The organism is Micromonospora sp. LOL_013, from assembly GCF_048060315.1.
Lineage (GTDB): Bacteria > Actinomycetota > Actinomycetes > Mycobacteriales > Micromonosporaceae > Micromonospora_E.
Genome location: NZ_JBHMIQ010000006.1, coordinates 40,741 through 62,730, shown reverse-complemented (window position 1 = coordinate 62,730; position 21,990 = coordinate 40,741). Strand labels below are relative to the sequence as shown.

19 protein-coding genes are annotated in these 21,990 nt (G+C 72.1%); 6 read left to right on the top strand and 13 right to left on the bottom strand.

What is annotated here, in order from left to right; all coding sequences use genetic code 11:
• Position 1: 1 nt before the first annotated feature.
• Positions 2-1,117, top strand: coding sequence for a glycosyltransferase family 2 protein (locus ACFHWS_RS05980; RefSeq protein WP_416556157.1), 1,116 nt, complete (start codon positions 2-4; stop codon positions 1,115-1,117).
• 67 nt (positions 1,118-1,184) lie between these two features.
• On the opposite strand, the gene ACFHWS_RS05975 is transcribed toward ACFHWS_RS05980, so the two are convergent.
• Positions 1,185-2,258 carry a glycosyltransferase gene (locus ACFHWS_RS05975; RefSeq protein WP_416556158.1) on the bottom strand — a complete coding sequence of 358 codons (1,074 nt, stop codon included), beginning with the start codon at positions 2,256-2,258 and terminating at the stop codon, positions 1,185-1,187.
• 240 nt (positions 2,259-2,498) lie between these two features.
• On the opposite strand from ACFHWS_RS05975, the gene ACFHWS_RS05970 reads away from it, so the two are divergent.
• The gene (locus ACFHWS_RS05970) at positions 2,499-3,899 is read left to right on the top strand and encodes a hypothetical protein (protein ID WP_416556159.1); all 1,401 of its coding nucleotides are present in this window, start codon (positions 2,499-2,501) and stop codon (positions 3,897-3,899) included.
• Positions 3,900-3,907: 8 nt separating this feature from the next.
• On the opposite strand, the gene ACFHWS_RS05965 is transcribed toward ACFHWS_RS05970, so the two are convergent.
• The 8 genes from ACFHWS_RS05965 to ACFHWS_RS05930 are packed head-to-tail and all read right to left on the bottom strand — an operon-like array spanning position 3,908 to position 12,200.
• Positions 3,908-4,774, bottom strand: coding sequence for a DUF6492 family protein (locus ACFHWS_RS05965; RefSeq protein ID WP_278171131.1), 867 nt, complete (start codon positions 4,772-4,774; stop codon positions 3,908-3,910).
• Between the two features lie 19 nt (positions 4,775-4,793).
• Positions 4,794-5,813 (bottom strand): hypothetical protein, encoded by a 1,020-nt coding sequence (locus tag ACFHWS_RS05960; protein ID WP_416556161.1) that lies wholly within the window; start codon positions 5,811-5,813, stop codon positions 4,794-4,796.
• Positions 5,813-7,090 carry an MFS transporter gene (locus ACFHWS_RS05955; RefSeq protein WP_416567783.1) on the bottom strand — a complete coding sequence of 426 codons (1,278 nt, stop codon included), beginning with the start codon at positions 7,088-7,090 and terminating at the stop codon, positions 5,813-5,815. The genes ACFHWS_RS05960 and ACFHWS_RS05955 overlap by 1 nt, the downstream gene beginning before the upstream one ends.
• A gap of 14 nt (positions 7,091-7,104) precedes the next feature.
• Entirely contained in the window at positions 7,105-8,235 is a 1,131-nt protein-coding gene (locus ACFHWS_RS05950; protein ID WP_416556163.1) for a DegT/DnrJ/EryC1/StrS family aminotransferase, read from the bottom strand.
• Positions 8,232-8,951, bottom strand: a complete 720-nt coding sequence (locus ACFHWS_RS05945) for an acetyltransferase (protein ID WP_416567782.1) — start codon at positions 8,949-8,951, stop codon at positions 8,232-8,234. Before ACFHWS_RS05945 ends, ACFHWS_RS05950 begins: the two co-directional genes overlap by 4 nt.
• Positions 8,948-10,096: a DegT/DnrJ/EryC1/StrS family aminotransferase gene (locus tag ACFHWS_RS05940; protein WP_416556165.1), complete on the bottom strand. Its 1,149-nt coding sequence runs from the start codon at positions 10,094-10,096 to the stop codon at positions 8,948-8,950. Before ACFHWS_RS05940 ends, ACFHWS_RS05945 begins: the two co-directional genes overlap by 4 nt.
• Complete coding sequence (locus ACFHWS_RS05935; RefSeq protein ID WP_416556166.1) at positions 10,093-11,148, bottom strand: NAD-dependent epimerase/dehydratase family protein; 1,056 nt, start codon at positions 11,146-11,148, stop codon at positions 10,093-10,095. The genes ACFHWS_RS05940 and ACFHWS_RS05935 overlap by 4 nt, the downstream gene beginning before the upstream one ends.
• Positions 11,145-12,200: a Gfo/Idh/MocA family protein gene (locus tag ACFHWS_RS05930; RefSeq protein WP_416556167.1), complete on the bottom strand. Its 1,056-nt coding sequence runs from the start codon at positions 12,198-12,200 to the stop codon at positions 11,145-11,147. The genes ACFHWS_RS05935 and ACFHWS_RS05930 overlap by 4 nt, the downstream gene beginning before the upstream one ends.
• A gap of 394 nt (positions 12,201-12,594) precedes the next feature.
• Between ACFHWS_RS05930 and ACFHWS_RS05925 the strand changes: the two genes are divergently transcribed.
• Entirely contained in the window at positions 12,595-13,206 is a 612-nt protein-coding gene (locus tag ACFHWS_RS05925) for an acyltransferase (protein WP_416567781.1), read from the top strand.
• Positions 13,207-13,260: 54 nt separating this feature from the next.
• Here the strand turns inward: ACFHWS_RS05925 and ACFHWS_RS05920 are convergent, their stop codons facing one another.
• From ACFHWS_RS05920 to mce, 3 genes are all read right to left on the bottom strand, one after another.
• Positions 13,261-15,156, bottom strand: a complete 1,896-nt coding sequence (locus ACFHWS_RS05920) for a hypothetical protein (RefSeq protein ID WP_416556169.1) — start codon at positions 15,154-15,156, stop codon at positions 13,261-13,263.
• Between the two features lie 282 nt (positions 15,157-15,438).
• Positions 15,439-16,683, bottom strand: a complete 1,245-nt coding sequence (locus ACFHWS_RS05915; RefSeq protein ID WP_416556170.1) for a DivIVA domain-containing protein — start codon at positions 16,681-16,683, stop codon at positions 15,439-15,441.
• A 468-nt stretch (positions 16,684-17,151) separates the two neighbouring features.
• Positions 17,152-17,637: a methylmalonyl-CoA epimerase gene (gene mce, locus ACFHWS_RS05910; protein WP_416556171.1), complete on the bottom strand. Its 486-nt coding sequence runs from the start codon at positions 17,635-17,637 to the stop codon at positions 17,152-17,154.
• 77 nt (positions 17,638-17,714) lie between these two features.
• Between mce and ACFHWS_RS05905 the strand changes: the two genes are divergently transcribed.
• The 3 genes from ACFHWS_RS05905 (at position 17,715) to ACFHWS_RS05895 (ending at position 20,717) form a co-directional block, all read left to right on the top strand.
• Entirely contained in the window at positions 17,715-18,902 is a 1,188-nt protein-coding gene (locus ACFHWS_RS05905; protein WP_416567780.1) for an acetyl-CoA C-acetyltransferase, read from the top strand.
• A complete protein-coding gene (meaB, locus tag ACFHWS_RS05900; RefSeq protein WP_416556173.1) occupies positions 18,899-19,906 on the top strand; it encodes a methylmalonyl Co-A mutase-associated GTPase MeaB in 1,008 nt (335 codons plus the stop codon). Before ACFHWS_RS05905 ends, meaB begins: the two co-directional genes overlap by 4 nt.
• 142 nt (positions 19,907-20,048) lie before the next feature.
• Positions 20,049-20,717, top strand: a complete 669-nt coding sequence (locus ACFHWS_RS05895) for an ABC transporter ATP-binding protein (protein WP_416556197.1) — start codon at positions 20,049-20,051, stop codon at positions 20,715-20,717.
• 315 nt (positions 20,718-21,032) lie between these two features.
• On the opposite strand, the gene ACFHWS_RS05890 is transcribed toward ACFHWS_RS05895, so the two are convergent.
• Positions 21,033-21,962, bottom strand: a complete 930-nt coding sequence (locus tag ACFHWS_RS05890; RefSeq protein WP_416556174.1) for an LLM class F420-dependent oxidoreductase — start codon at positions 21,960-21,962, stop codon at positions 21,033-21,035.
• Positions 21,963-21,990 lie beyond the last annotated feature (28 nt).

Genomic DNA, 21,990 nt, shown 5'->3' with positions numbered 1-21,990 from the left:
CGTGTCTCTGCCAGCCCGCCGCGCGCTGCTGCCCCGCACCCGGGTGCCGGCACCGGTCCCGGCCGGTGATCCGGCCCGGACGCCACGGGTGTCGGTGATCATCCCGAGCTACAACTACGGGCGGTTCCTGCCGTCGAGCATCGGCAGCGCGCTCGCCCAGCAGGGCGTCGAGGTCGAGGTGGTCGTCGTGGACGACTGCTCCACCGACGACACCCGGCAGGTGCTGACCACCCTCCGGGCCGACGAACCTCGGCTGGTCGTGGTGCACAACGAGACCAACCACGGACCCTGCGTGGCGTTCAACGACGGGTTGGCGGTGGCGACAGGGGAGTTCGTCGTCCGGCTCGACGCGGACGACCTGCTGACCCCGGGGGCGCTGACCCGCGCGACGCGGCTGTTCGACGAGTTCCCCGAGGTCGGTCTGGTGTACGGCCATCCGGTGCACTTCCACGGGGCGGTGCCGACCGAGTTCCGGTCCGAGGTCACCGGTTGGACGATCTGGTCCGGCGAGGACTGGATCGCACAGCGGTGCCGGTTGGGTGTCAACTGCATCACCACTCCCGAGGCGGTGGTCCGGGCCAGCGTCTACGCCGAGGTCGGCCCGTGGGACAGCCGGATGCGCTACGCCTGCGACATGGAGGCCTGGATGCGGGTGGCGGCGGTTTCCGACGTCGGTCACGTCGACGGTGCCGACCAGGCCTGGCACCGGGAACACTCGGCCAGCGTCAGTGTCACCGCCGCGTCCGGCCGGCGGACCGACCTGATCGAGCGGCGGACCGCCTTCGACGTGCTGTTCGACGGTCCCGGTGGTGGCTTGCCCCGGGCCCGGGAGCTGCACGACCTGGCCCGTCAAGCGTTGGCCACCGAGGCTCTCGAATCGGCATGCCACGCCTACGACCGGCGGCTGACCGACCGCGAGCCGGTCGAGTGGTACGTGGAGTTCGCCCGGGAGACGTATTCTGCCGCAGAGCAGTTGCCGCACTGGGCTGGGCTGCAGCGGCGCCGGGCGGTCGGCGCGCGGTTCGCCCCGCTGGTGCCGGGCTTCGCCGCCAGCGTGGTGCAGCGTCGACTGCGCAACGACGCCCGTTACCGCACCTGGATCCGGCACGGCATCTGACGACCGAGCGGGTCGGTGCGGCCCCGGTGCCGGGCGGGGGACCGGCGGGGCGGGCCGTGTGGACCGGTCAGCCGGGGGTCAGCAGCGGGCGGTAGAAGGCGGTCAGGTCTTCGCGTAGGCCGGCGACGGTGTAACGGTCTCGCACCGCCGCCGAAGCGGCACCCGCCTGCCTGGCCAGCTCCTCCGGCTGGGTGACCCAGGTGGCGCAGGCCTGCTCGACGGCTCGGGCGAAGGCCAGCAGGTCACCATCGGGCACCGGCGCACAGTGGGCCGGGTCGAAGAACTCGCGGCCGGCCAGGCCGGGGTAGCCGACCACGTACGCGCCGCAGGACATCGCCTCGGCCGGCGGCATGCCGAAGCCCTCCCGGTCGCTGAAGCTCAGGAATATGGCGCAGTCGCGCATGATCTCCGCGGTCTGTTGCTCGGTGCGTCCGGCTATCCGGGTGACCTCCCAGCCGTCCAGCACCCGGCGGGACCGCAGGATGTGCAGCAACTGGTCGCGTTCGTCGGCCCGCCGGTGCCCGACGTACGCGATGTGCCGTCGCCGGGGCCAGCTGCCGAAAGCGAACACGTCGGGGTCGATCACGTTGCGGGTCAGCCGGACCGGGATGTTCGGGAAGGCGTGGCTGAGCAGCTCGACGTTGTCGTGCGAGACGGCCAGCAGCGCGGTCATCCCGGGCAGGTCGGCGTAGGGCGCACCGGGGCGGGTATCCGGGTACGGGATATGGTCAAAGGTGTCATACGCCCGTTGGTTGAACACCACGAGGCGTGGCCCGCGCGGGATCGTGGTCAGACCGGGTCCGTACCACTCGGGGACGACGAGGATGTCGGTCGGGCCGAGGGTGGCGTTCGTGGCCGCGACGACGGGCGTCTGGTTGGTGAACCAGGTGCAGCGGAACGCCGGGTCCTTGTGCATGACGTACGCCCGGATGCCCATGTCGTTGAGCAGGTCGACATGGCGATAGATGACCCGTACCCCGCCGCTGGGCTGTGGGTTGTCCGGCGCGAGGTAGTAGACGGTCGGTGTGCCGGTCCGTACGTCGGTGGTCTGGAAGGTCGGGACCTGCCGCCGGTTGATCTCTGCCGCCGTAAGGCGGGACCGGACCAGGCCCTTGGCCTGGTCCGCGAGACGGTTGATCACGTGAGAACTCCGTGCAACGGGGGTCGGGGTACCGGCGTGATCGTACCCGGCCGCTACCACCGCTTCGACTACTGTCGGTTGCCAGACAGGTGGCCGCCGAACACGGAATGTAGTGGACAAAGCGGGCAGTCGTCAACGCCAGCTGTTGTTAGCATCGGATGTTCCGCTCAGGGTGGTTGTCCGACTACTGCCGGTCGGCGCCGCCTTCGGTGCTGGCAGGAACCGTTCGAAAGGTCGTCCATGGTCGTCGCTACCGGACCCCGCCGGCCGCGCCGGCGCTGGATCCTGATCGCCAGCATCGTCGTCGGCGCGCTCGTCGTCGCCGGCACAGCGTGGGCGATCGGTGGCACCGTCCGCGGTCCGGTCGCCGCCGGGATCGCCCCCGGTACGGTCGCCACCGCGGGTGGCGCCGGTGCGACGCTGCGCCCGGTCGACGGCGGCCCGGACTTCTACGACCGCTTCTCCCCATCACTGCCCACCGGTCCCGAGTTCTTCCCGATCGGCGTCTGGCTGGAAAGCGTCACCGACCCCGCCGACACCGCCAAGGACGTCGAGATCGGCCTCAATACCTACGTCGAGCTGACCGGCACCACCAACCTCGACCTGGTCCGAGCTGCCGGGATGCACACGATCACCAGCCCGATCGGCGAACACGGTGACGAGACCGGCGGCTGGCTGATCTCCGATGAGGCCGACATGTGGGCCGGGCCCGGCGACGACCCCTGGACCGGCAACTTCCCGGGGCAGGGCGACATCTGCCAACCGGCCGACGGCGAGTGCGGCTACACCGTGCAGCGTGACATCCTCGACCGGCTGCCGGACGACCAGCGGCTGCGGATGGTCAACTACGGCAAGGGCGTGGCGTTCTGGCAGAGCGACGCCGATGCCGCCCGCTTCGTCAACGAGTTCGCCGACGTCGTGTCGGTCGACACCTACTGGTTCACCGACCGTGGCATCTGCGGGCACAGCGAAGGCGGCCGGTTCTTCGACCCCGACCAGCTCACCACCGTCGACGGAGCCGATCGGCTGCCCGCCGAGCTGTGCCACCGGGCTGCGAACTACGGCCGTACCGTCGGCCGGGTCCGGTCCCTGGTCTCGCCGCCCGGCAGCCGACCGGTCTGGAGCTTCGTCGAGGTCGGGCGTCCGTTCAACGAGGAGCACTACCCGACGATCGCCCCGGAGCAGGTCGTCGCGGCGGTCTGGAGCAGCATCATCCACGGCGCCCGGGGCATCGTCTACTTCAACCACAGCTTCAGCGGCCCCTGCCAGAGCCAGCATGCCCTGCGGGAACCCTGCTACGCGCCGGTGCGGTCGGCCGTGGCTGGGGTCAACGACCGGATCACCCGGCTCGCGCCGGTGCTCAACGCCCCGTACGCCGACGGGGTGGCCAGCGTCTCCACCGGAGTCGACCTGGCCACCAAGTGGTACGACGGACACTTCTACCTGCTCGCCAGCTCGGCCGGCGGCAGCGTCGCCGAGGCGACGTTCCAACTGCCGTGCGTCGGTGACGCCCGGATCACCGTGCTCGACGAGGACCGCACCCTGCTCGCCGACGACGGCCAGTTCACCGACTCGTTCATCGACGGCAACGCCGTGCACCTCTACCGGGTCGACGGCGGCTCCAGCTGCGGCGCGTACTGACCGGTCGCTCAGCCGGTGAGCGCGGTGATCGCCGCGCGGCGCAGCTCCAGTGGCGTCCGCGACTTCGCCGAGATCATCACGGCCACGTCGTCCGGGCCGATCCCGGCGACGAAACGGGCCACCGACGACTCGTCGAGCGGCACCTCTTCCCAGTACGCGTGGCACCGGCTGTCGGTGGTGGCGAACCCGGTCGCGGCCTGACCACCGAGCACCTCGTCGACGTAGACGCCGTACAGCGTCCACTCGGAGAAGTGCAGCTGTGCCCCGACGACATCGGCCCACCGTCGCCCGGTGACCGACTCGATCCGCTGCAGCAACCCCCGGACGATCACCGGATCCCAGGCCAGCAGGGATGAGACGTAATCCGGGTACGGGGGCGGCTGCGCCGGCAACCCCAGCAACGCGCGGGCCACCTCGTGCCACCGGACATGTCGGGGCAGCCGCTGGTCGACCTCGTCCGGTTGGCGGTAGAACCGCACGACGTCGTCGCGGCGGAAGGTCGCTGCGGAGAACGGCCGGACGAACTCGATGTCCGAGTCGACCAGCACCACGACGTCCGCCGGGATCCGGGCCGCCGCCGACAACTTGATCACCTGCTGCAGGATCCAGCCGCGTAGCGGCGGGAACGGCCGGCGCAGGTTCACTGAGTATTTCGTCCCCGGCAGCGACCGGACCGACGACGGCAGGAACTCGGCCTCGTCGTGCAGCACCGTGCGGTCGCCCCGCAGCGCCCCGAAGCGGGGCAGGTCCGCCCGGGGCACGATGATGTGATGCCGCACCGAGGCGGGGGAGTGGGCCAGCACCGAGCGGTGCAACGCGGCGCACAACTCGAAATCCGGGCCGAAGCTCGGGGTGACCACGGCAAGCTCCGTCAAGATGATCTCCTTCGTCGGGTCACCGGACCACCGCCGGTGACCAGGCATCGTGCACCAGTACCTGCGGTGCGCCCGAACCGTCCGCCGGGACCTGCCACACGTCACTGGTCGCGGCACCGCCGTCCGCGTCGCGGGGCAGCCCGTAGACGACGTTCCCGTCGTCGAGCCACTCGACCTGGTCGTCGACGCTGCGGGTCTCGGCCAGCATGGTCTCGGCGCCGGTAGTCAGGTCGTATACGGCCAACCGCCACTGGCCCGGCGGCAGGTCGCCGCGCTTCTTGAACACCACCCGGGTCCGGTCCGGCGACAACGACGGGCATTCGGCGTCCTCCCGCAGCGCGTCGACCCGGCGCTCGCCGATGCTTCCCTCGACCAGCCAGGTCCGGCCGCCCGACGCGGCGGTGGCGTAGAACCGGTCGTCGTCGGCGAAGGTGACCCCCCACAGGTTCTTGTCGGCCGCGGTGACCGGCTCGCCGTCGACGTAGAGCGGGAACTGTTCGATGTCGCCGACCACCTCGCCGTCGGTGCGGCTGATCACCGTACGGGTGGAGAACTCGCCCGGGTTGGCGTAAGAGTCGCCGGCCACGAAGGATGTGGTCGCGGCCAGCGTACCGTCGCGGGACAGCCGGGCCCGGGACGGGATCCCGGTCAACGGCAGGTCCAGCCTCGGCTCGAACCCCGCGTCCAGCAGCCGCGCCCGGTACACGGTGAGCAGCCCACGCTCGGCGGACAGGCAGAGAGTCTGCGAGTCGGTGGCGTACACCCGTTCGCAGCTCGCCCCGGTCAGCGCCCGCGGCCCGTCCGGATCGGACAGCGGCGTCATCGCGACCTCGCCGTAGCCGGTGCCAAGTGCGGTGGAGCGGAACACCAGGTGCGCCTCGGCGCGTACCGCCGCCAGGTCGGCCCGCACCGGCACCGGGCTGGCGTCGGCCTGCACCCGGGCCTGCGACTGCCGCACCTGCCACACGTACCCGCCGGCGCCGAACGTCACCAGCAGCACGATCGCGACGAGGACCGCCAGCCGGACCCGCAGCCCCATCAGGACCCCTCACCCGCCGGTACGACGGCGTCGCCGGCCGCCGGAGCGCGGTCCACGCCACGCAGCAGCCACCAGGCCACCGGGATGCCTCCGGCCAGGACCGCCGCGAAGACCAGCACAGCACCGGCCGGACCGGTCACCGACCACAGCAGACCGAAAGCGATCGACGAGACGAACCGGGTCAGCACCACCACCGTCTGCGCGGCGGCGATCCCACTACCCCGGGCCGGGGCCGGCACCAACCGGGCGACCAGCGCCGGCAGCACCCCGTCGGTGGCAGCGTAGAAGACGCCGAGCAGCAGCAGCACCGCGACGGTCAACCCGACGCCGCCGGCCGGCGCGGCGGCCAGCAGGTAACAGACGAGCAGCGCGCCGTGCCCGGCGACCATCACCTTCGCCCGGCCGACCCGATCGGCCAGTCGGCCCATCGGCACCGCCAACAGCAGGTACGCCACGTTGGTGCCGACGAACAGCAGCGGGAAGTACAACGCGGCGAAGTCGTCGCGGTCCTGCAACGTCAGGTAGAGGAACCCGTCGCCGATGGTCGACAGACCGAGCAGACCGGCGGCGAGCAGCGGCCGGCGCAGCCGGGCCCCGGTCACCTCGGCCACCATCCGCCGTACGCCGAAGCGCACCGCGCCCACCGTGGTCGACAGGTTCGGCACGAACAGCACCAGCACCGCCACGCCGACCACCGCGACCGCGAACGACACCAGGAACACCGAGTCGTAGCTGCCCGGGACTGCGGCGAGCAGGGCGAACGCCACCAGCGGCCCGAGCGCGGCGCCGACGGTGTCCAACGCCCGGTGCACGCCGAACGCCCGCCCCAGCAGCGCCGGGTCCGACGAGGCGGCGATCAGCGCGTCCCGGGGCGCGGTGCGCAGCCCCTTGCCGAGCCGGTCCGTGGTGATCACTGTGGTGATCGCGGCAAACCCCTGCGCCGGCAACATGGCGATCCGGCTCAGCGCCGACGCCCCGTAGCCGACCACCGCCACCCACTTCGGACGCCCACCACGGTCCCCGGCGTACCCACCGGCGATCCGGACCAGCGCGCTGACCCCCTGGTAGACGCCGTCCACGAAGCCGTACGCCACCGGGCTGAGCCCGACCACGGCGGTCAGGTACAGCGGCAGCACCGAGGCGACCATCTCCGAGGAGACATCGGTCAGCAGGCTGACCGTGCCGAGCAGCAGCACGGTGCCGGACACCCGCCGGCCGACGGCCCGGCCCGGGGTGCCCGAGTCCGCGCCAGGCCGGTCGCGCAGGGTGACGTACACGGTGGATTGTCCGGTCAGCCCGCCAGCGCGGCGGCCAGCACCTCGACGACCCGGTCCTGCTGCCCGGTGGTCAGCTGCGGGTAGATCGGCAGCGACAGCAGCTCCGGCGCGGTCGACTCGGCGTGCGGGAACGACCCGACCGGGTAGCCGAGGTCGGCGAAGGCCGGGGTCAGGTGCACCGGCACCGGGTAGTGGATGCCGGCACCGATCCCGGCCGCGTTCAACGCGGCCAGCACGGCGTCGCGGCGATCGGCCCCGCCGGGCACCTGGACACAGTAGATGTGCCAGACGTGCAGGTTGCCGTCCAACGTCACCGGCCGGACCACGTCGAGGCCGGCCAGCAGCTCGTGGTAGCGGGCCGCGACGGCGCGCCGCCGGTCGTTCCAGTCGGCCAGCCGGGCCAGCTTGGCCCGCAGCACCACCGCCTGCAGCCCGTCGAGGCGGCTGTTGAAGCCCACCACCTCGTGCACGTACTTGCGGACGCTGCCGTGCGCCGACATCCGCCGGACGTCAGCGGCGAGCTGGGCGTCGGCGGTGACCACCGCGCCGGCGTCGCCGTACGCGCCAAGGTTCTTACCCGGGTAGAAGCTGGTAGCGGCGATCCCGTCGGCACCGGCGCCCCTGCCGTGCCGGGTCGCCCCCTGGCACTGCGCGGCGTCCTCGACGATCGCGATTTCCTGCCCCGTGGTGGACAAGCTGGCGAGCCCGGCGCGTAGCCGGTCCACCTCGGCGAGCTGACCGTACAGGTGCACCGGGGCGATCGCCCGGGTGGCCGGGGTGACCGCGGCCAGCGCCGCGTCCACGTCGATCAGGTACGTCGCCGGGTCGCAGTCGACCAGCACCACTCGGGCGCCGGCCCGGGCGACCGCCTCGGCGGTGGCGATGAACGTGTTCGCCGGCAGGATCACCTCGCTGCCCGGACCGACCCCGACCGCCCGCAGGGCCAGCTCCAGGGCGTCGGTGCCGTTGGCCACCCCGACACAGTGCGGCACGCCGCTGAACGCGGCGTACTCGGCCTCGAAGGCGGCCACCTCGGCGCCGCCGATGAACGCGGTGCCGGCGAGGACCCGCTTGAAACCGGCATCGACCTCCTCGGCCACCTCGGTGTGGGCGGCGGCAAGGTCGACGAGGGGGATGCTGCTCACGCGTGACTCCTCAACTGCGACTCGTTCGTTCGATCGGCGGGGTGGCCGGCCGGGCCGTCAACCGGCGCGTAGGCGCGGCGCAGGAAGCGGGCCGGCGCGCCGACCCACACCTCACCGGCGGGTACGTCGCGCAGCACCACCGAGCCCATGCCCAGCTGCGACCAGGCACCGACGGCGATCCCGTCGCGCAGCAGCGCGCCAGCACCGACGTAGACGCCGTCGCCGAGCCGCACCCCGCCACCGAGGCGCACCCCGGAGGCGATCGTGGCGTACGGCCCGATCACGTTGTCATGGGTCAGCACCACCTGTGGCATCACCGCGACGTGCGCACCGACGGACACCTCGGCGGTCAGATCCACCCCGGCCAGCAGCACGCTGCCCGGTCCGACGGTGCAGCCGACGCCGATCCGGGCGGCGGGGTGCACGATCGTCGCGTACCGCTGCGGCGGCAGGCCGAACCGCTCGACCAGCCGCCGCCGGGACCGGTAGTCGCGCGGGTTGCCGACGCAGACCAGCACGGCCGCGTCGGCCAGCTCGGCGACCAGGTCGGTGCCGCCGATCACCGGTACGCCGACCCGCCCGGTGCCGTGCAACGCCGGGTCGTCGTCGAGGTACCCGAGCAGCCGCCAGGTCGGTGCCGCCGCGTTGACCGCCGCGACAGCGGCGGCGGTCTCCCGGGCGAAACCGCCCGCCCCGACGATCAGCAAATCCCTCATCGGCCGGCCAGTTTGCGTAGCACCGCGACGATGTGGTCCTGGTCGGCCTCGGTGAGCGCGTGGTGCAGCGGCAGGATCAGCGAATCCCGGGTCAGCCGCTCGGTCACCGGCAGCGGGGCCGGGGCGACGTGGGCGTACGCCGGCTCCAGATGGGCGGCCATGATGCCGCGCCGGGCCGACACCCCGGCGTCGGACAGCCCGGTGAGCACGTCGTCGCGGCCGACGCCGAACTCCGGGTCGACCCGCACCCAGAACGACTGGAAGTTGGTCTCGCCGTACGCCGGATCGACCACCGGCACCAGCCCGTCGACCCCGGCGAGCAGTTCGTGGTAGCGGGCGGCGAGCGCCCGCCGGCCGGCGACCAGGCCAGCGAGCCGGCCGACCTGGACCAGGCCGACCGCCGCCTGGATGTCGGTCATCCGGTAGTTGAAGGCCGGCTCCAGGTACGCCTCCAGCACCGGCTGGGCACTGGCGTGCCGGTCGGCGGCGGAGACGTTCATGCCGTGCTCGCGCAGTCGGCGCAGCCGGACCGCGCCGTCGGTGTCGGCCAGGGTCAGCATGCCGCCCTCACCGGTGGTGATCACCTTGCGCGGGTGGAACGACCAGGCAGAGATCGCCGCCCCGGCACCCACCGGCTGCCCGTACGCCCGGGAACCGGCCGCGCAGGCGGCATCCTCGATCAGTGGTACGCCCCAGCCGGCAGCCGCCGTGCGCAGCGCGGCCGTGTCGAACGGCACCCCGCCCTGGTGGACCGCGATCACCGCCCGGGTACGCGGGGTGCGTACCGCCTCGATCGTTTCGACGGTCAGGTTGCCGGTGGCCAGGTCGACGTCGGCGAAGACCGGCTCGGCACCGGCGTGCCGGACCGCGTTCGCGGTGGCGATGAACGACAGCGACGGCACGACGACCTCGTCGCCGGGGCCGACGCCGTGCAGCACCAGCGCCAGGTGCAGCGCGGTGGTGCAGGAGCTGACCGCCACCCCGTGGCCGGCGCCGACGACGGCGGCGAACTCGCGCTCGAACCGCGCCACCCGGGGGCCCTGGGCCACCCAGCCGGAGCGGATCGCCGCGGCGGCGGCCTGCTCCTCCTCCTCGCCGAGCATCGGCAGCATCACCTGGATGCGGCGCGGACTGGCTTCGCTCATGCCGGTTGGCTCCAGTTCCTGGTCTGCATCCGCTCCAGCGCACCGGGCTGCTCGCTCAGCAACCGCTGGAAGTACTCGAGGGTGTGGCCGATGCCTTCGGCCAACGACACCCGGGGGGCGAAGTCGACCGTCTTGCGCAGTCTGGAGGTGTCCACCCAGAGCCGGGGGACATCGGCCGGGCGTGGCGGCTCGAACACCGGTTGCAGGTCGGTGCGGCCGACCGCCTCCAGCACCGTGCGGGCCAGCAGGCCGATGGTCAGCTCCTCGCCGTACCCGAGGTTGACCACCTCGCCGACCAGCTCGGTGGACTCGGCGACTCGGGCCAGCGTCTCGACGCAGTCCTTCACGTACAGGAAGTCGCGGGTGACGCTGCCGTCGCCGAAGACCACCGGCGGCTGCCCGGCCAGCGCCCGCAGGATGAACCGGGGGATCACCTCGCCGGAGTCACCTTCGAAGTGCGACCGCGGCCCGTAGTTGTTGAACGGCCGGACGCAGACCACCGGCAGCCCCCAGCATTCCAGGTACGAGCGGGCGTAGTGCTCACCGGCCAGCTTGCTGCTGCCGTAGACGGTCAGCGGCCAGGGGGTGGTCTGCTCGGTGATCGGGAACTCCAGGGCCCGGCCGTAGATCTCCGAGGTCGACACGTACAGCAGCCGGGACACCTGCGCGGCCCGCGCTGCCTCCAGCACGTTGAGTGTGCCGAGCGCGTTGACCTGGTGGTTCTCCACCGGGCTGTGCAGCGAGTGGCGTACCCCGAGGCAGGCCAGGTGGAACACCACGTCGACCCCGGCCGTCGCGTCCTGGCAGGTCTGTGGGTCGCAGATGTCGCCCTCGATCACCCGGACCGACTCGGCACCGGGGAATGTCAGATTCTCCCGGGTGCCGTTGCGGAAGTTGTCCAGCACGACGACCTGCGCGCCGAGCGAGACGAGATGCTCGGTCAGGTGCGAGCCGATGAAGCCGGCGCCGCCAGTGACCAGGACGGTGGAGTTGGCCAGGTCGACGGCGGGAGCGGCACCGGGAGTGGACCCGGCAGTGCCTGCGACGGTCATGCGGTGGGCTCCTCGTCCAGCGGGATCATCGTGCCGCCGGCGGCGAGGCTGCGGGTGGCGGCTTCCAGGACGGCCAGCACCCGCAGGCCGGAACGGCCGTCGGTCAACGCCGGGGTGCCGGTACGGATGGCGCGGGCGTATTCGTCGACCATGGTGCGCAGCGCCTCCCGCTCGGTCAGCGCCGGGGCGACCATGTCGCCGGAGCGGTACGACACCAGCATGTCCCGGCGGGCCTCGGTGCCGAGTTCGTCGGAGGTGGCGACGTCGACGCCGCGGTCGAACAGGGCGAGTCGCTGGCCCGGGTTGAGGTCGTCCCAGACCAGGGTTCGCTTCGACCCGCCGATGATCGTTGTACGGATCTTGACCGGGGACAGCCAGTTGACGTGCACGTGGGCGATCGCGCCGCTGCTCAGCCGCAGGGTGAGGTACGCCACGCAGGCCCGGCCGGCGCCGATGCCGTCGGCGCCGTGCGCCGCGACCGCCACCGGCCGTACCCCCGGCGGCAGCACGAAGTCGAGAATGGACAGGTCGTGTGGGGCGAGGTCCCAGACGACGTCGATGTCGCGCTGCACCAAACCCAGGTTGATCCGTACCGAGTCGAGGTAGTGCAGCTCACCCAGCTCGCCGGAGTGCAGCATCTCCCGGATCCGCAGCACCGCCGGGGTGTAGCAGTAGGTGTGGTCGCACATCAGGGTCAGGCCGCGCTGCTCGGCCTCGGCGACCAACCGCGTCCCGTCGGCGTGGTTGGCGGCGAGCGGCTTCTCGACCAGCACGTGCTTGCCGGCGCGTAGCGCGGCGAGGGCGACCTCGAGGTGGGTGCCGGCCGGCGTGGCGATCGCCACGGCACCCACCGAGTCGTCGGCGAGCACCCGGGCCAGATCGTCGGTCGCACCGACCGTCGAGTAGTCGCCGAGCACCGTGCGGGCCCGACCGAGATCGAGGTCACAGAGCCAGCGCAGCCGGAACGCCGGGCTGGACATGAAGTTGCGGACCAGGTTGGGGCCCCAGTAGCCGGCGCCGATGACGGCTACGCCGATGGGCTCGTCCGGCATGGCAGGCGGATGAGTCACGGATGTCCATTTCGTCGGGGGGCATGCTGACCCGGGCGGAGCCGGGCCGACCCGGGCCACCGCCGGATGGGCGCGGCCCACCGGTGGGCCCAGCGGAGAGGGTCCGTTCGGGAAGCTACCGAGCGTTGCCACGCCGACGCCAGCACTGTGACGTAAACCCGGCACAACCGCGCGGTCAGGAGGTACCTTCGTTGGCCGGGGTCCACCTGTCGGCCAGTACCGGCCCGGATGGTCGGTTCCTTCCGGCCGGAGAGTCGGCCGCTTCGCAGCACAGGATCGGTTTCCCGACATCGGCGGCGCCGGTGACCCCCTACCGTGTGCGCCGCACCTCCGGCAGCTCTGACACACTGCCGGTGACCAGGGAGGATCACCGCTCATGAGTGCAACCGCAGCGCGCCCGGGCGCCACCGCCGCCAGCTCCGCCGACGTGGCCGACACGGCGAGTATCGGTGCCGGCACCCGCGTCTGGCACCTGGCCCAGATCCGCGAGGACGCGTCGGTCGGCCGCAACTGCATCATCGGCCGGGGGGCGTACGTCGGTCCGGGGGTCCGGCTCGGCGACAACGTGAAACTGCAGAACCACGCCCTCGTCTACGAGCCGGCGCAACTCGACGACGGAGTGTTCATCGGGCCGGCGGCGGTGCTCACCAACGACGAGTACCCCCGGGCGGTCACCCCGGACGGGCGGCTGAAGACCGGCGACGACTGGACCGCGGTCGGTGTCACCATCGGCACCGGCGCGGCGATCGGTGCCCGGGCGGTCTGCGTCGCCCCGGTGCGGATCGGCCGCTGGGCGACGGTCGCCGCCGGTGCCGTGGTCACCCGGGACGTCCCGGACTTCGCCCTGGTCGTCGGGGTGCCGGCGCGTCGGGTCGGCTGGGTCGGCCGGGCCGGCGTACCGCTGGTCGAGGACGGCGACGGCCGGTACGTCTGCCCCCGCACCGGGCAGCGCCACGTCGAGCGCGACGGGCAGCTCACCGAGGAGTGAACCCGGCCAGCCCACGTCCGCACGGCAGGATCATCGGCGGTCCGAGGGCCGGGGTCAGGCGTGGGTACGGTGCTTGCGCTCGGGCGCGCCCGCGGCGACCTTCTCAGCGGTCTGATCGACCGACACCGCCTCGGTCGGGACCGCGTCCACCGGCAGGGTCTCCTCCGACGCCTCCTCCGGGGCCTGCGCAGTCGTCGTTGTCGGCTCGGCCTGCTGCGCGGCCGTCTCGGGCCGCGGCTCCGCCGGCTCAGGTTCCCGCGCTGTTTCCTGCGCTAGTTCCTGCGCCGCCGGTTCTGGTTCCCGCAGCCCGGCGAGCCGTTGCTGTTCGGTGGCCAGCTCGGCCTGGACCGCACTGAGCGTACGCCGAGCCTCGTCGGACTCCTGCCGGGTGAGCACCATCTGGTGCCGCAGGTCAGCGAGGGCCTGCTGCGCCTCGGCGACCTCCTGCAGTACCTCGGTGAGCTGCTGACCGGCGGAGACGACCTCACGCTGGGCGGACGCCACCTGCTGCTGACTGCTGGCCAGCTGACGCTGGGCAATCGCCGCGTGCTCCTCGGAGAGACGTCGGACACTCGCGGCGTGCTCGTCGGCGCTGCCCCGGGCGCTCAGCGCGTACTCCTCGGCCTGCTGGCGGATGGTCACCGCCTGTTCCTCGGCCCGGGAGCGGATGTGGGTGGCGTACTCCTCGGCCTCACCGCGCTGGTTCGCGATGATCTCCTGGGTGGTGTCGCGCCACTGCTCCACCTCCTGCTCGGCGGCGGCCCGCAACTCGCCGATCTCCTGCTCCATCGTCGCGCGGCGCCGGTCGACCTCCTGCTGTACGCGGTCGCGCAGCTCGGCGACCTCTGCTTCGGCGGTACTGCGCAGCATGGTCACCTCCTGCTCGACCTGGTCACGTCGGGCGGCGAGCTCCTGGTCCAGCTCGGCGCGGGTCTGCGCGACGAACGCGTCGGTCTCGGCGTGGGTCCGGGTGACGTACTCGGTGGCCTGCTCGACGGCCTGAGCGGCCTCCCGGTGGGCCGACTCGGCGGCGGCCTCGCCTTCGGTACGGATCCGTTCGGCGTCCTGCCGGGCGGCGGCGACCGCCGCCTCGGCGGCCTCGCGCAGGTTCGCCGCCTCCTCCTGGGCGGTGGTGACCAACCGGCTGGCGTCCATCCGGGCCTGGGTGACCAGCCGTTCGGCCTCGGCCTGGGCGTCGGTCAGGGTCCGGTCGGCGGTCTCCTGGGCGGTGCTGACCGCGTTGCTGGCCTGCTCCTGGGCGGTGGTGACGGTCTGCCTGGCTTCCCGCTGCGCGGCCTTGATGGTGTCGTCGGCCTCGCGCCGCGCCGCGTGCAGTGCGTCGTCGGCCTGCTGCTGGGCGGTGGCGATGAGCTGGTCGGCCTCCTCCCGGGCGGCGACCAGCGCCGCCTCGGCCGCTGCCCGCAGGTTGTCCGACTCCTCGCGGGCGCTGGTCACGGTCGCCTCGGCCTCGGCGCGGCGGGCGGCGTTGGCGCGGTCCTCCTCGGCGCGGCGGGCGGCGAGCGCCAGCTCGAAGTCGCGCATCGCGGTGTCGGCCTGCTGCCGGGCGTCGGCGAGTACCTGCTCGGCCTCGGCGCGGCGGGCGTCGATCTCCTCGGCGGCGTTGAACCGAATCTCTTCGGCCTGGTCCTCGGCGAGTCCGAGAATCTGCTCGACCCGGGGGCCGAGGTGCCGGAACGACACCTGGTCCAGGAAGCTGGTCTCCCGCCGGGCCTCGGTCAGATCCGTCTGGAGCTGCTCGATCTGCGCGGCCAGGGTGTGCATCTGTACGTAGATCTGTTCCCGCTCCGCGCCGAGCGTGGCCAGCTCGTTCTCGGTACGGGCGATGTAGCGGTCGACCTGACGTCTGTCGTACCCCCGCAGCGCCAGCTCGAAGTTGGGCCCCGACCCGGAGTCCCCGTCAAGGTTGAAGAGTTCTTCGCCTTGCGCCATGGCTCCATCCTCACACGCAACGCCCTGTTGCGGGGCGATACCCATGCTCCTGACAGGACGCGCGTCACTTCGGTTGATTTGCCAGGTGTGAACCATTCGCTCAGCGGGTATACAGGAACACCGGCGGTGACCAGGCGCGTCGCCCCGGGCGGCAGGCTGGCAGGGACACATACAGCAGGGGACCGGGCACCGAACGCGAAGGGCCACGCCGGTGGTGCGGCGCGGCCCTTCGTCGGTGTGGTTCAGGTGGTCAGTGCACCGCAACGGTGCGGCACCGGGTGGTCAGCTCGCCGACTTGGCGTTGACCGGCTCGGCGCTGTCGTCGGCCTTGCCGCTGTCCGCGCCGCCCTGCGGCACGCCGGGAACGATCCCGGCCAGGCCGGAGAGCATCTGGCCCAGCTGCGACGTGACCGCGTCCTTCTGCCGGTTCAGGTCCTCGACCTCGCGGCGAGCGGCCTGGGTGGTCAGCTCGGCCTCGGTCCGGGCCTCGGTGAGCAGCCGGTTGGCTTCGCTGCGCGCCTCGTTGAGGGTCTTGTCCGCCAGCGACTTCGCCTTGTCCACGGTCTCCTGGGCGGACCGCTCCGATTCGATTCGGCGTGCCTCGGCGCGCTGCTCGATCTCCTTCGCCCGGTCTTCGGCGGCCCGGGCGCGCCCTTCGGCCTCGGCGACCATCCGCTGGGTCTGCGCGACCTGGGCAGCGTGCCGTTCCGACTCTTCCCGCTCGGCCTTCTCCCGGCGCTCGGCCAGCTGCAGCTCCAGCGCCTGCAGATCCTTGTCCCGCTTGTCGCGAGCGTCGGTGAGCAACTTGGTGGCCTCGGCCCGCTTCTCCTCGGCCTCCCGGGCCGCCTTGGCCCGCAGCTGGGTGATCTCCCGCTCCGCGGTGGCCCGCAGGGTGGCGACCTCACGCTCCACGGTCGACTTCAGCTCGGCGACCTCGTGTGCGGTGACCGCGCGCAGCTGCTTGGTCTCCCGGTCCGCGTCGGCCCGCAGCGTGTCCGCCTCGCGCCGGGCCTGCACCCGGACCTCGGCCGCTTCCCGCTCGGCTGCGGTCCGGACGCTGCCCGCCTCCCGCTCGGCCCCGGCCTTCATCGCGGCGGCCTCGGCCCGCGCCTTGTCGGTGATCTCCCGGGCCTCCAGCCGGGCTGCGGAGAGGATGCCCTCGGACTCCCGCTTGGCCTCACCGCGGTGGTCGTTGGCCTGCTCCTCGGCCAGCCGGAGAATCTGCTCCACCCGGGTCCCCAGGCCGGAGAGGGTGGGCCGGTTGTTCTCCTCGAGCTGCTTGTTGGTGTCGGTGAGCTTCTGTTCGACCGCGTTGAGCCGCTGCTCGGCCTGGCGGAGCCGGCGCTGCGCGTCGTTCATCCGCTGCTCGGCCTCAGCTCGAGCCTGCTCCGACTGGGTGAGGGCGGCTACCAGCCGCTGCAGGTGGTCATCCACCTGGTTGCGGTCGTAGCCACGAAGCACGACGGTGAAGTCGTGCGGAGCGCTGGCGTTATCGAAGAACGCAAGGGAGGACTGCTGCTGGGGCATTGAGACATAGTGGCAGACGTACCTAGGTGTTTCGCAAGAGCGAACTGCCCGTCACCACGATAGCCGACATGGTCATCTTTTCTCAGCCGACCGGCGATCGGTCTACGAATTGTAGGCGCGCGCGTACGCAACGAAGTCTTTTTGGTCGTCGGGCCATCGCCGTCCACCCTGTCCGGAGCCCGGTCAGCGCGACGTCTGCCCAGCTCAGAGCGGTTCCTCTGGGTGGTTCCGGGCAACGCCGGCAACGTCGGGTGGGGTCATGCCCGGCCGGCGGGCCGGCCGCCGACGAACCGTTCCGTCGCCGGTGTCACACCGGGTGGCTCGCCGCCGGGGCACCGTACCTGAAAACCGGTGAAGTTGTCGGTCCGCTTCCTTTCGGCATTCCCGACCGACCAGTTCCGGTCCGTCGATCCGCATCAGCGGACCGGAGCTGGCCGGCCAGTCGGCACGACCGGGCCGGTTCGTGACTCAGGCCGGCTGGTCCGTGGCCGCGGCCGGCTGGACCAGCTCGACCAGGACGCCGCCAGCGTCCTTCGGGTGCACGAAGTTGATCCGTGAACCGGCGGTGCCCGGCCGGGGTGCGTCGTAGAGCAGCCGCAGTCCGCGCTCGCGCAGCGCGGCGCACGCCGCGTCGATGTCCACCACCGTGTACGCCAACTGCTGCATCCCGGGGCCGTTGCGGTCCAGGAACTTGGCGATGGTCGACTCGGCGGACAACGGGGCGAGTAGCTGCACCTGACCGCCGTCGGGCACCGGCCCGACGGCGAGCATGGCCTCGCGTACCCCTTGGGCGTGATTGACTTCCAGGTGTACGCAGCGCATGCCGAAGGTGCGGGTGTAGAAATCGAGCGCGGTGTCCAGATCCGCCACCGCGATCCCGACATGATCGATCTTCAGCAGGCCGATGTCTGTGACATAGTCCGCAGCGGCCTCGGCAGGAGCTTCTTCCGTCATGGCGATAGTCTGGCCGAACCATCGTTAAGTTGTTGCCGGCACCCCGGCCTTGTCCCACTGTGCGGAGGCGGAATCCCATGACCTCGGTGATCGTCAGCGGCGCACGCACCCCGATGGGCCGGTTACTCGGCAACCTGAAGGACTTCCCGGCCACCGCCCTCGGCTCGACCGCGATCTCCGCCGCCCTCGGTCGCGGCGGCGTCGACCCCGGTCAGGTGCAGTACGTCATCATGGGCCAGGTGCTCCAGGCAGGCAGCGGCCAGATGCCGGCCCGGCAGGCCGCGGTCGGCGCCGGTATCACGATGAGCGTACCCGCGCTCACCATCAACAAGGTCTGCCTTTCCGGTCTCGACGCGATCGCGCTCGCCGACCAGTTGATTCGGGCCGGCGAGTTCGACGTCGTGGTGGCCGGCGGGATGGAGTCGATGACCAACGCGCCGCATCTGCTGCGGGGCCAGCGCGCCGGCTACAAGTACGGCGACGTGGTGGTCGCCGACCACATGGCCCTGGACGGGCTGACCGACGTGTTCGACTGCTGCGCGATGGGCGAGTCGACCGAGCGGCACGGCGCCCGGCTCGGCATCAGCCGGGCCGAGCAGGACGCCTTCGCCGCCACCAGCCACCAGCGGGCCGCGGTCGCCCAGAAGAACGGCGTCTTCGCCGAGGAGATCACCCCGATCGAGGTGCCGCAGCGCAAGGGCGACCCGGTCCGGCTGCTCAACGACGAGGGAATCCGGCCGGACACCACTGCCGAGACGCTGGCCCGGCTCCGTCCCGCCTTCACTCCGGACGGCACCATCACCGCCGGTAGTTCGTCACCGATCTCGGACGGCGCGTGCGCCGTGGTGGTGATGAGCCGGTCCCGGGCCGAGGCGCTCGGCCTCAACTGGATCGCCGAGATCGGTGCGCACGGCAACGTCGCCGGCCCGGACAACTCGCTGCACTCCCAGCCGTCCAACGCCATCCGGCACGCCCTCGGCAAGGCCGGGATGACCGTCGCCGATCTCGACCTGATCGAGATCAACGAGGCGTTCGCCGCCGTCGGCGTGCAGTCGACCCGGGACCTCGAGGTCGATCCAGGGATCGTGAACGTCAACGGCGGCGCGATCGCTCTCGGTCACCCGATCGGCATGTCCGGCGCCCGGCTGGCGCTGACTCTCGCGCTGGAGCTGCGTCGGCGTGGCGGTGGGACCGGCGCCGCCGCGCTCTGCGGCGGCGGCGGGCAGGGCGACGCCCTGATCCTGCGGGTGCCGACCGCGAAGTGACTGCGGGTGCTGACCGCGAGGTGAGCCGGGGCGGCTCCCGCGACGTTCCGGATCTCGTCCGGCGGGCCCGCGCCGGCGACGCCCGGTCCGTGGCGCGGCTGATCACGCTGGTCGAGTCCGGCGGGCCGCTGCTGCCGCAGATCGCCGCCGAGCTCGCCGGGCACACCGGGCACGCCCTGGTCGTCGGGCTGACCGGCGCGCCCGGCGTCGGCAAGTCGACCACCACCAGCGAGCTGGTCCGGGTGCTGCGCGGCCGGAACCTGCGGGTCGGCGTCCTTGCCGTCGATCCGTCCAGCCCGTTCACCGGCGGGGCGATCCTCGGCGACCGGGTACGGATGCAGGACCACGCCACCGACCCGGGCGTGTACATCCGCTCGATGTCCAGCCGGGGCCACCTCGGCGGGCTGTCGTCGGCGACCCCGGCGGCGGTGCGGGTCCTCGACGGCGTCGGCTGCGATGTGGTGCTGATCGAGACGGTCGGCGTCGGGCAGGCCGAGGTCGAGGTGGCCGGGCTGGCCGACACCACGGTGGTGCTACTCGCCCCTGGCATGGGCGACGCCGTGCAGGCGGTGAAGGCCGGCATCCTGGAGATCGCCGACATCTTCGTGGTCAACAAGGCCGACCGGGACGGTGCCGACGGCACCGTACGGGACTTGAAGGGCATGCTCGCGCTGACCGCCACCGCCCCGGGCGGCTGGCGTCCGCCAGTGCTGCGGACCGTGGCCGCCAACGGCGACGGTCTTGACGATCTGGTGACCGCGATCGAACGGCACCGCGACTGGCTGGCCGGCCGGGGCGAGCTCACCGCCCGTCGGGCCCGGCGGGTCGCCGCCGAGGTCGAGGCGATCGCGATCGGCACGCTGCGCGAGCGGATCAGCTCGCTGCGCGGCGGTACGCTGCCCGCCGAACTCGCCGCCGAGGTACTCGCCGGCCGGCTCGACCCGTACGCCGCCGCCGACCGGCTGCTCACCGAGCTGACCCGGCCCACCCCGACGCCGTCTTGACCCGGTTGCGCTGACCGCTCTCCGACCCCGCGCTGGTCCGGCTGCCGCCACCCCCGCTGGTCGGCTACTGGTGCAGGCGCGGTCGGCGCACCGACGCGAGGTCCGCTAGGGTCGGCGCGTGCCCACCACCGTCGATCTCCCGATCATCGAGCTAACGGCTGCGACCGTCGGCTACCTCAGTGCCGAGCCGGTGCTGCGTGACGTGACGCTGACCGTGCGACCCGGTCACCTGCTGGCGGTCACCGGGCCGTCCGGTGCGGGCAAGACGACCCTGCTGTCGGCGATGGCCGGCCTGCTGCGGCCGATCGGCGGATCCATCTCGCTCGGCGGTGAACCGCTGCGCGACCGCGACCACGCCGTGGATCGCAAGGTCGTGCTGGTCCCACAGGACAACGGCCTCGCCGCGGTGCTGACGGCGGGGGAGAATTTGCAGGTGGCGCTGATCGCTGTCGGGATGAGCCCGGCGGCAGCGCGGCGGGCCGGCGCGGCCGCACTCGACCGGCTCGGCCTCGCCGGTCAGTCCGACCAACTCGTCGAGGAGCTCTCCGGTGGCCAGCAGCAGCGGACCGCGTTGGCCCGGGCGCTGGCGCTGCACGGTGACGTGCTGCTCGCCGACGAGGTGACCAGCGAGCTGGACGCGGCCAACCGGCAGCTGGTCCTCGACCTGCTACGGGCCGAAGCTGACCGGGGTGCAGCCGTCGTCTTCGCCACCCACGACCCGGAGGCGGCCGCCGCCTGCGACGCCGAACTGCACCTGCGCGACGGCCGGGCCGAACTGACCCGACAGTGGCCCGATCGGCAAGTGATCTAGAAGGATCTGGCCGGTATATCGACCATGATTCTTTCAGATCGCGGCGCACCCGGGCGGCATCGCGGCGGACCCGGGCGGCACCGCTGCGAACCCGGTCGGCGCGGGCAGGTCCGGCCCGGTCCTTGCGCCGCTGTTGCAGGTCCGGTGGCGGTGAGTACGCCGGACTGCTCGAACACCAGCCAGTCGAGGCCACCCGCGTGCCCAGCAGGCAGGTTCCATGGCAACCACATCGGGTGATTCTCGGCGCTGCGCCGGCTGCGGCAGCCGCCAAGCCGACACGGCCGGCATTCCGACACCGGCCGGCCCAGCCGCGGGTCACAATCGCGGTGCCACCTCTGCGGCGACGAGTTCGATGTGGTCGAGGTCGGCCAGGTCCAGCACCTGCAGGTAGATCCGTTGGGCGCCAATCTCGGTGTACCGGCCAATCTTGTCCACCACCTCGGCCGGCGTGCCGGCCAGACCGTTCGCGCGCAGCTCGTCCGGCTCCCGGCCGATGACCGCCGCCCGTCGCGCCACCTCGGCGTCGTCGCGACCGCAGCACAATACCAGTGCGTTGGACAGCCGCAGGCCGTCCGGATCGCGGCCGGTCTCGGCGCAGGCCGCCCGGACCTGCTGGAACAGCCGCGCCGACTCGGTGAGGCCCTCGAACGGCACGTTGAACTCATCGGCGTAGCGGGCAGTCAGCTGCGGGGTCCGACGGCGGCCCTTCCCACCGAGCAGCACTGGCGGCCGGGGCCGCTGCACCGGCTTGGGTAGCGCCGGTGAGTCGGTGACCTGGTAGTACCGGCCCTGGAAGTCGAAGGTGTCGCCGACCGGGGTCTCCCACAGGCCGGTGATGACCGCCAGCTGCTCGTCGAGCCGGTCGAATCGCTCGGCCAGCGACGGGAACGGCACCGCGTACGCGGTGTGCTCGGCGGCGAACCAGCCGGCCCCGATGCCGAACTCGACCCGCCCGCCGCTCATCTCGTCGACCTGCGCGACGGTGATCGCCAGCGGGCCGGGGTAGCGGAAGGTGGCGGCGGTCATCAGGGTGCCGAGCCGGATCCGACTGGTGTCCCGGGCCAGCCCGGCAAGGGTCGTCCAGGCATCGGTGGGGCCGGGCAACCCGTCGCTGCCGCCCATCGCCAGATAGTGGTCGGACCGGAAGAAGGCGTCGTACCCGGCGTCTTCGGCGCAACGGGCCACCGCGAGAAGCTGCTGGTAGCTGGCGCCCTGTTGAGGTTCGGTGAAGATCCGCAAGTCCACGCCGTCGAGCATAGGCCGGTCAGGACGA

What these genes read in the sequence shown, in the direction of transcription:
- mce (WP_416556171.1), bottom strand. Translation starts at nt 17,637, where the DNA reads ATGACGGAAGAAGCTCCTGCCGAGGCCGCTGCGGACTATGTCACAGAC.
- ACFHWS_RS05915 (WP_416556170.1), bottom strand. Translation starts at nt 16,683, where the DNA reads ATGCCCCAGCAGCAGTCCTCCCTTGCGTTCTTCGATAACGCCAGCGCT.
- ACFHWS_RS05920 (WP_416556169.1), bottom strand. Translation starts at nt 15,156, where the DNA reads ATGGCGCAAGGCGAAGAACTCTTCAACCTTGACGGGGACTCCGGGTCG.
- ACFHWS_RS05930 (WP_416556167.1), bottom strand. Translation starts at nt 12,200, where the DNA reads ATGCCGGACGAGCCCATCGGCGTAGCCGTCATCGGCGCCGGCTACTGG.
- ACFHWS_RS05905 (WP_416567780.1), top strand. Translation starts at nt 17,715, where the DNA reads ATGACCTCGGTGATCGTCAGCGGCGCACGCACCCCGATGGGCCGGTTA.
- ACFHWS_RS05945 (WP_416567782.1), bottom strand. Translation starts at nt 8,951, where the DNA reads ATGAGGGATTTGCTGATCGTCGGGGCGGGCGGTTTCGCCCGGGAGACC.
- ACFHWS_RS05935 (WP_416556166.1), bottom strand. Translation starts at nt 11,148, where the DNA reads ATGACCGTCGCAGGCACTGCCGGGTCCACTCCCGGTGCCGCTCCCGCC.
- ACFHWS_RS05970 (WP_416556159.1), top strand. Translation starts at nt 2,499, where the DNA reads ATGGTCGTCGCTACCGGACCCCGCCGGCCGCGCCGGCGCTGGATCCTG.
- ACFHWS_RS05940 (WP_416556165.1), bottom strand. Translation starts at nt 10,096, where the DNA reads ATGAGCGAAGCCAGTCCGCGCCGCATCCAGGTGATGCTGCCGATGCTC.
- ACFHWS_RS05925 (WP_416567781.1), top strand. Translation starts at nt 12,595, where the DNA reads ATGAGTGCAACCGCAGCGCGCCCGGGCGCCACCGCCGCCAGCTCCGCC.
- ACFHWS_RS05960 (WP_416556161.1), bottom strand. Translation starts at nt 5,813, where the DNA reads ATGGGGCTGCGGGTCCGGCTGGCGGTCCTCGTCGCGATCGTGCTGCTG.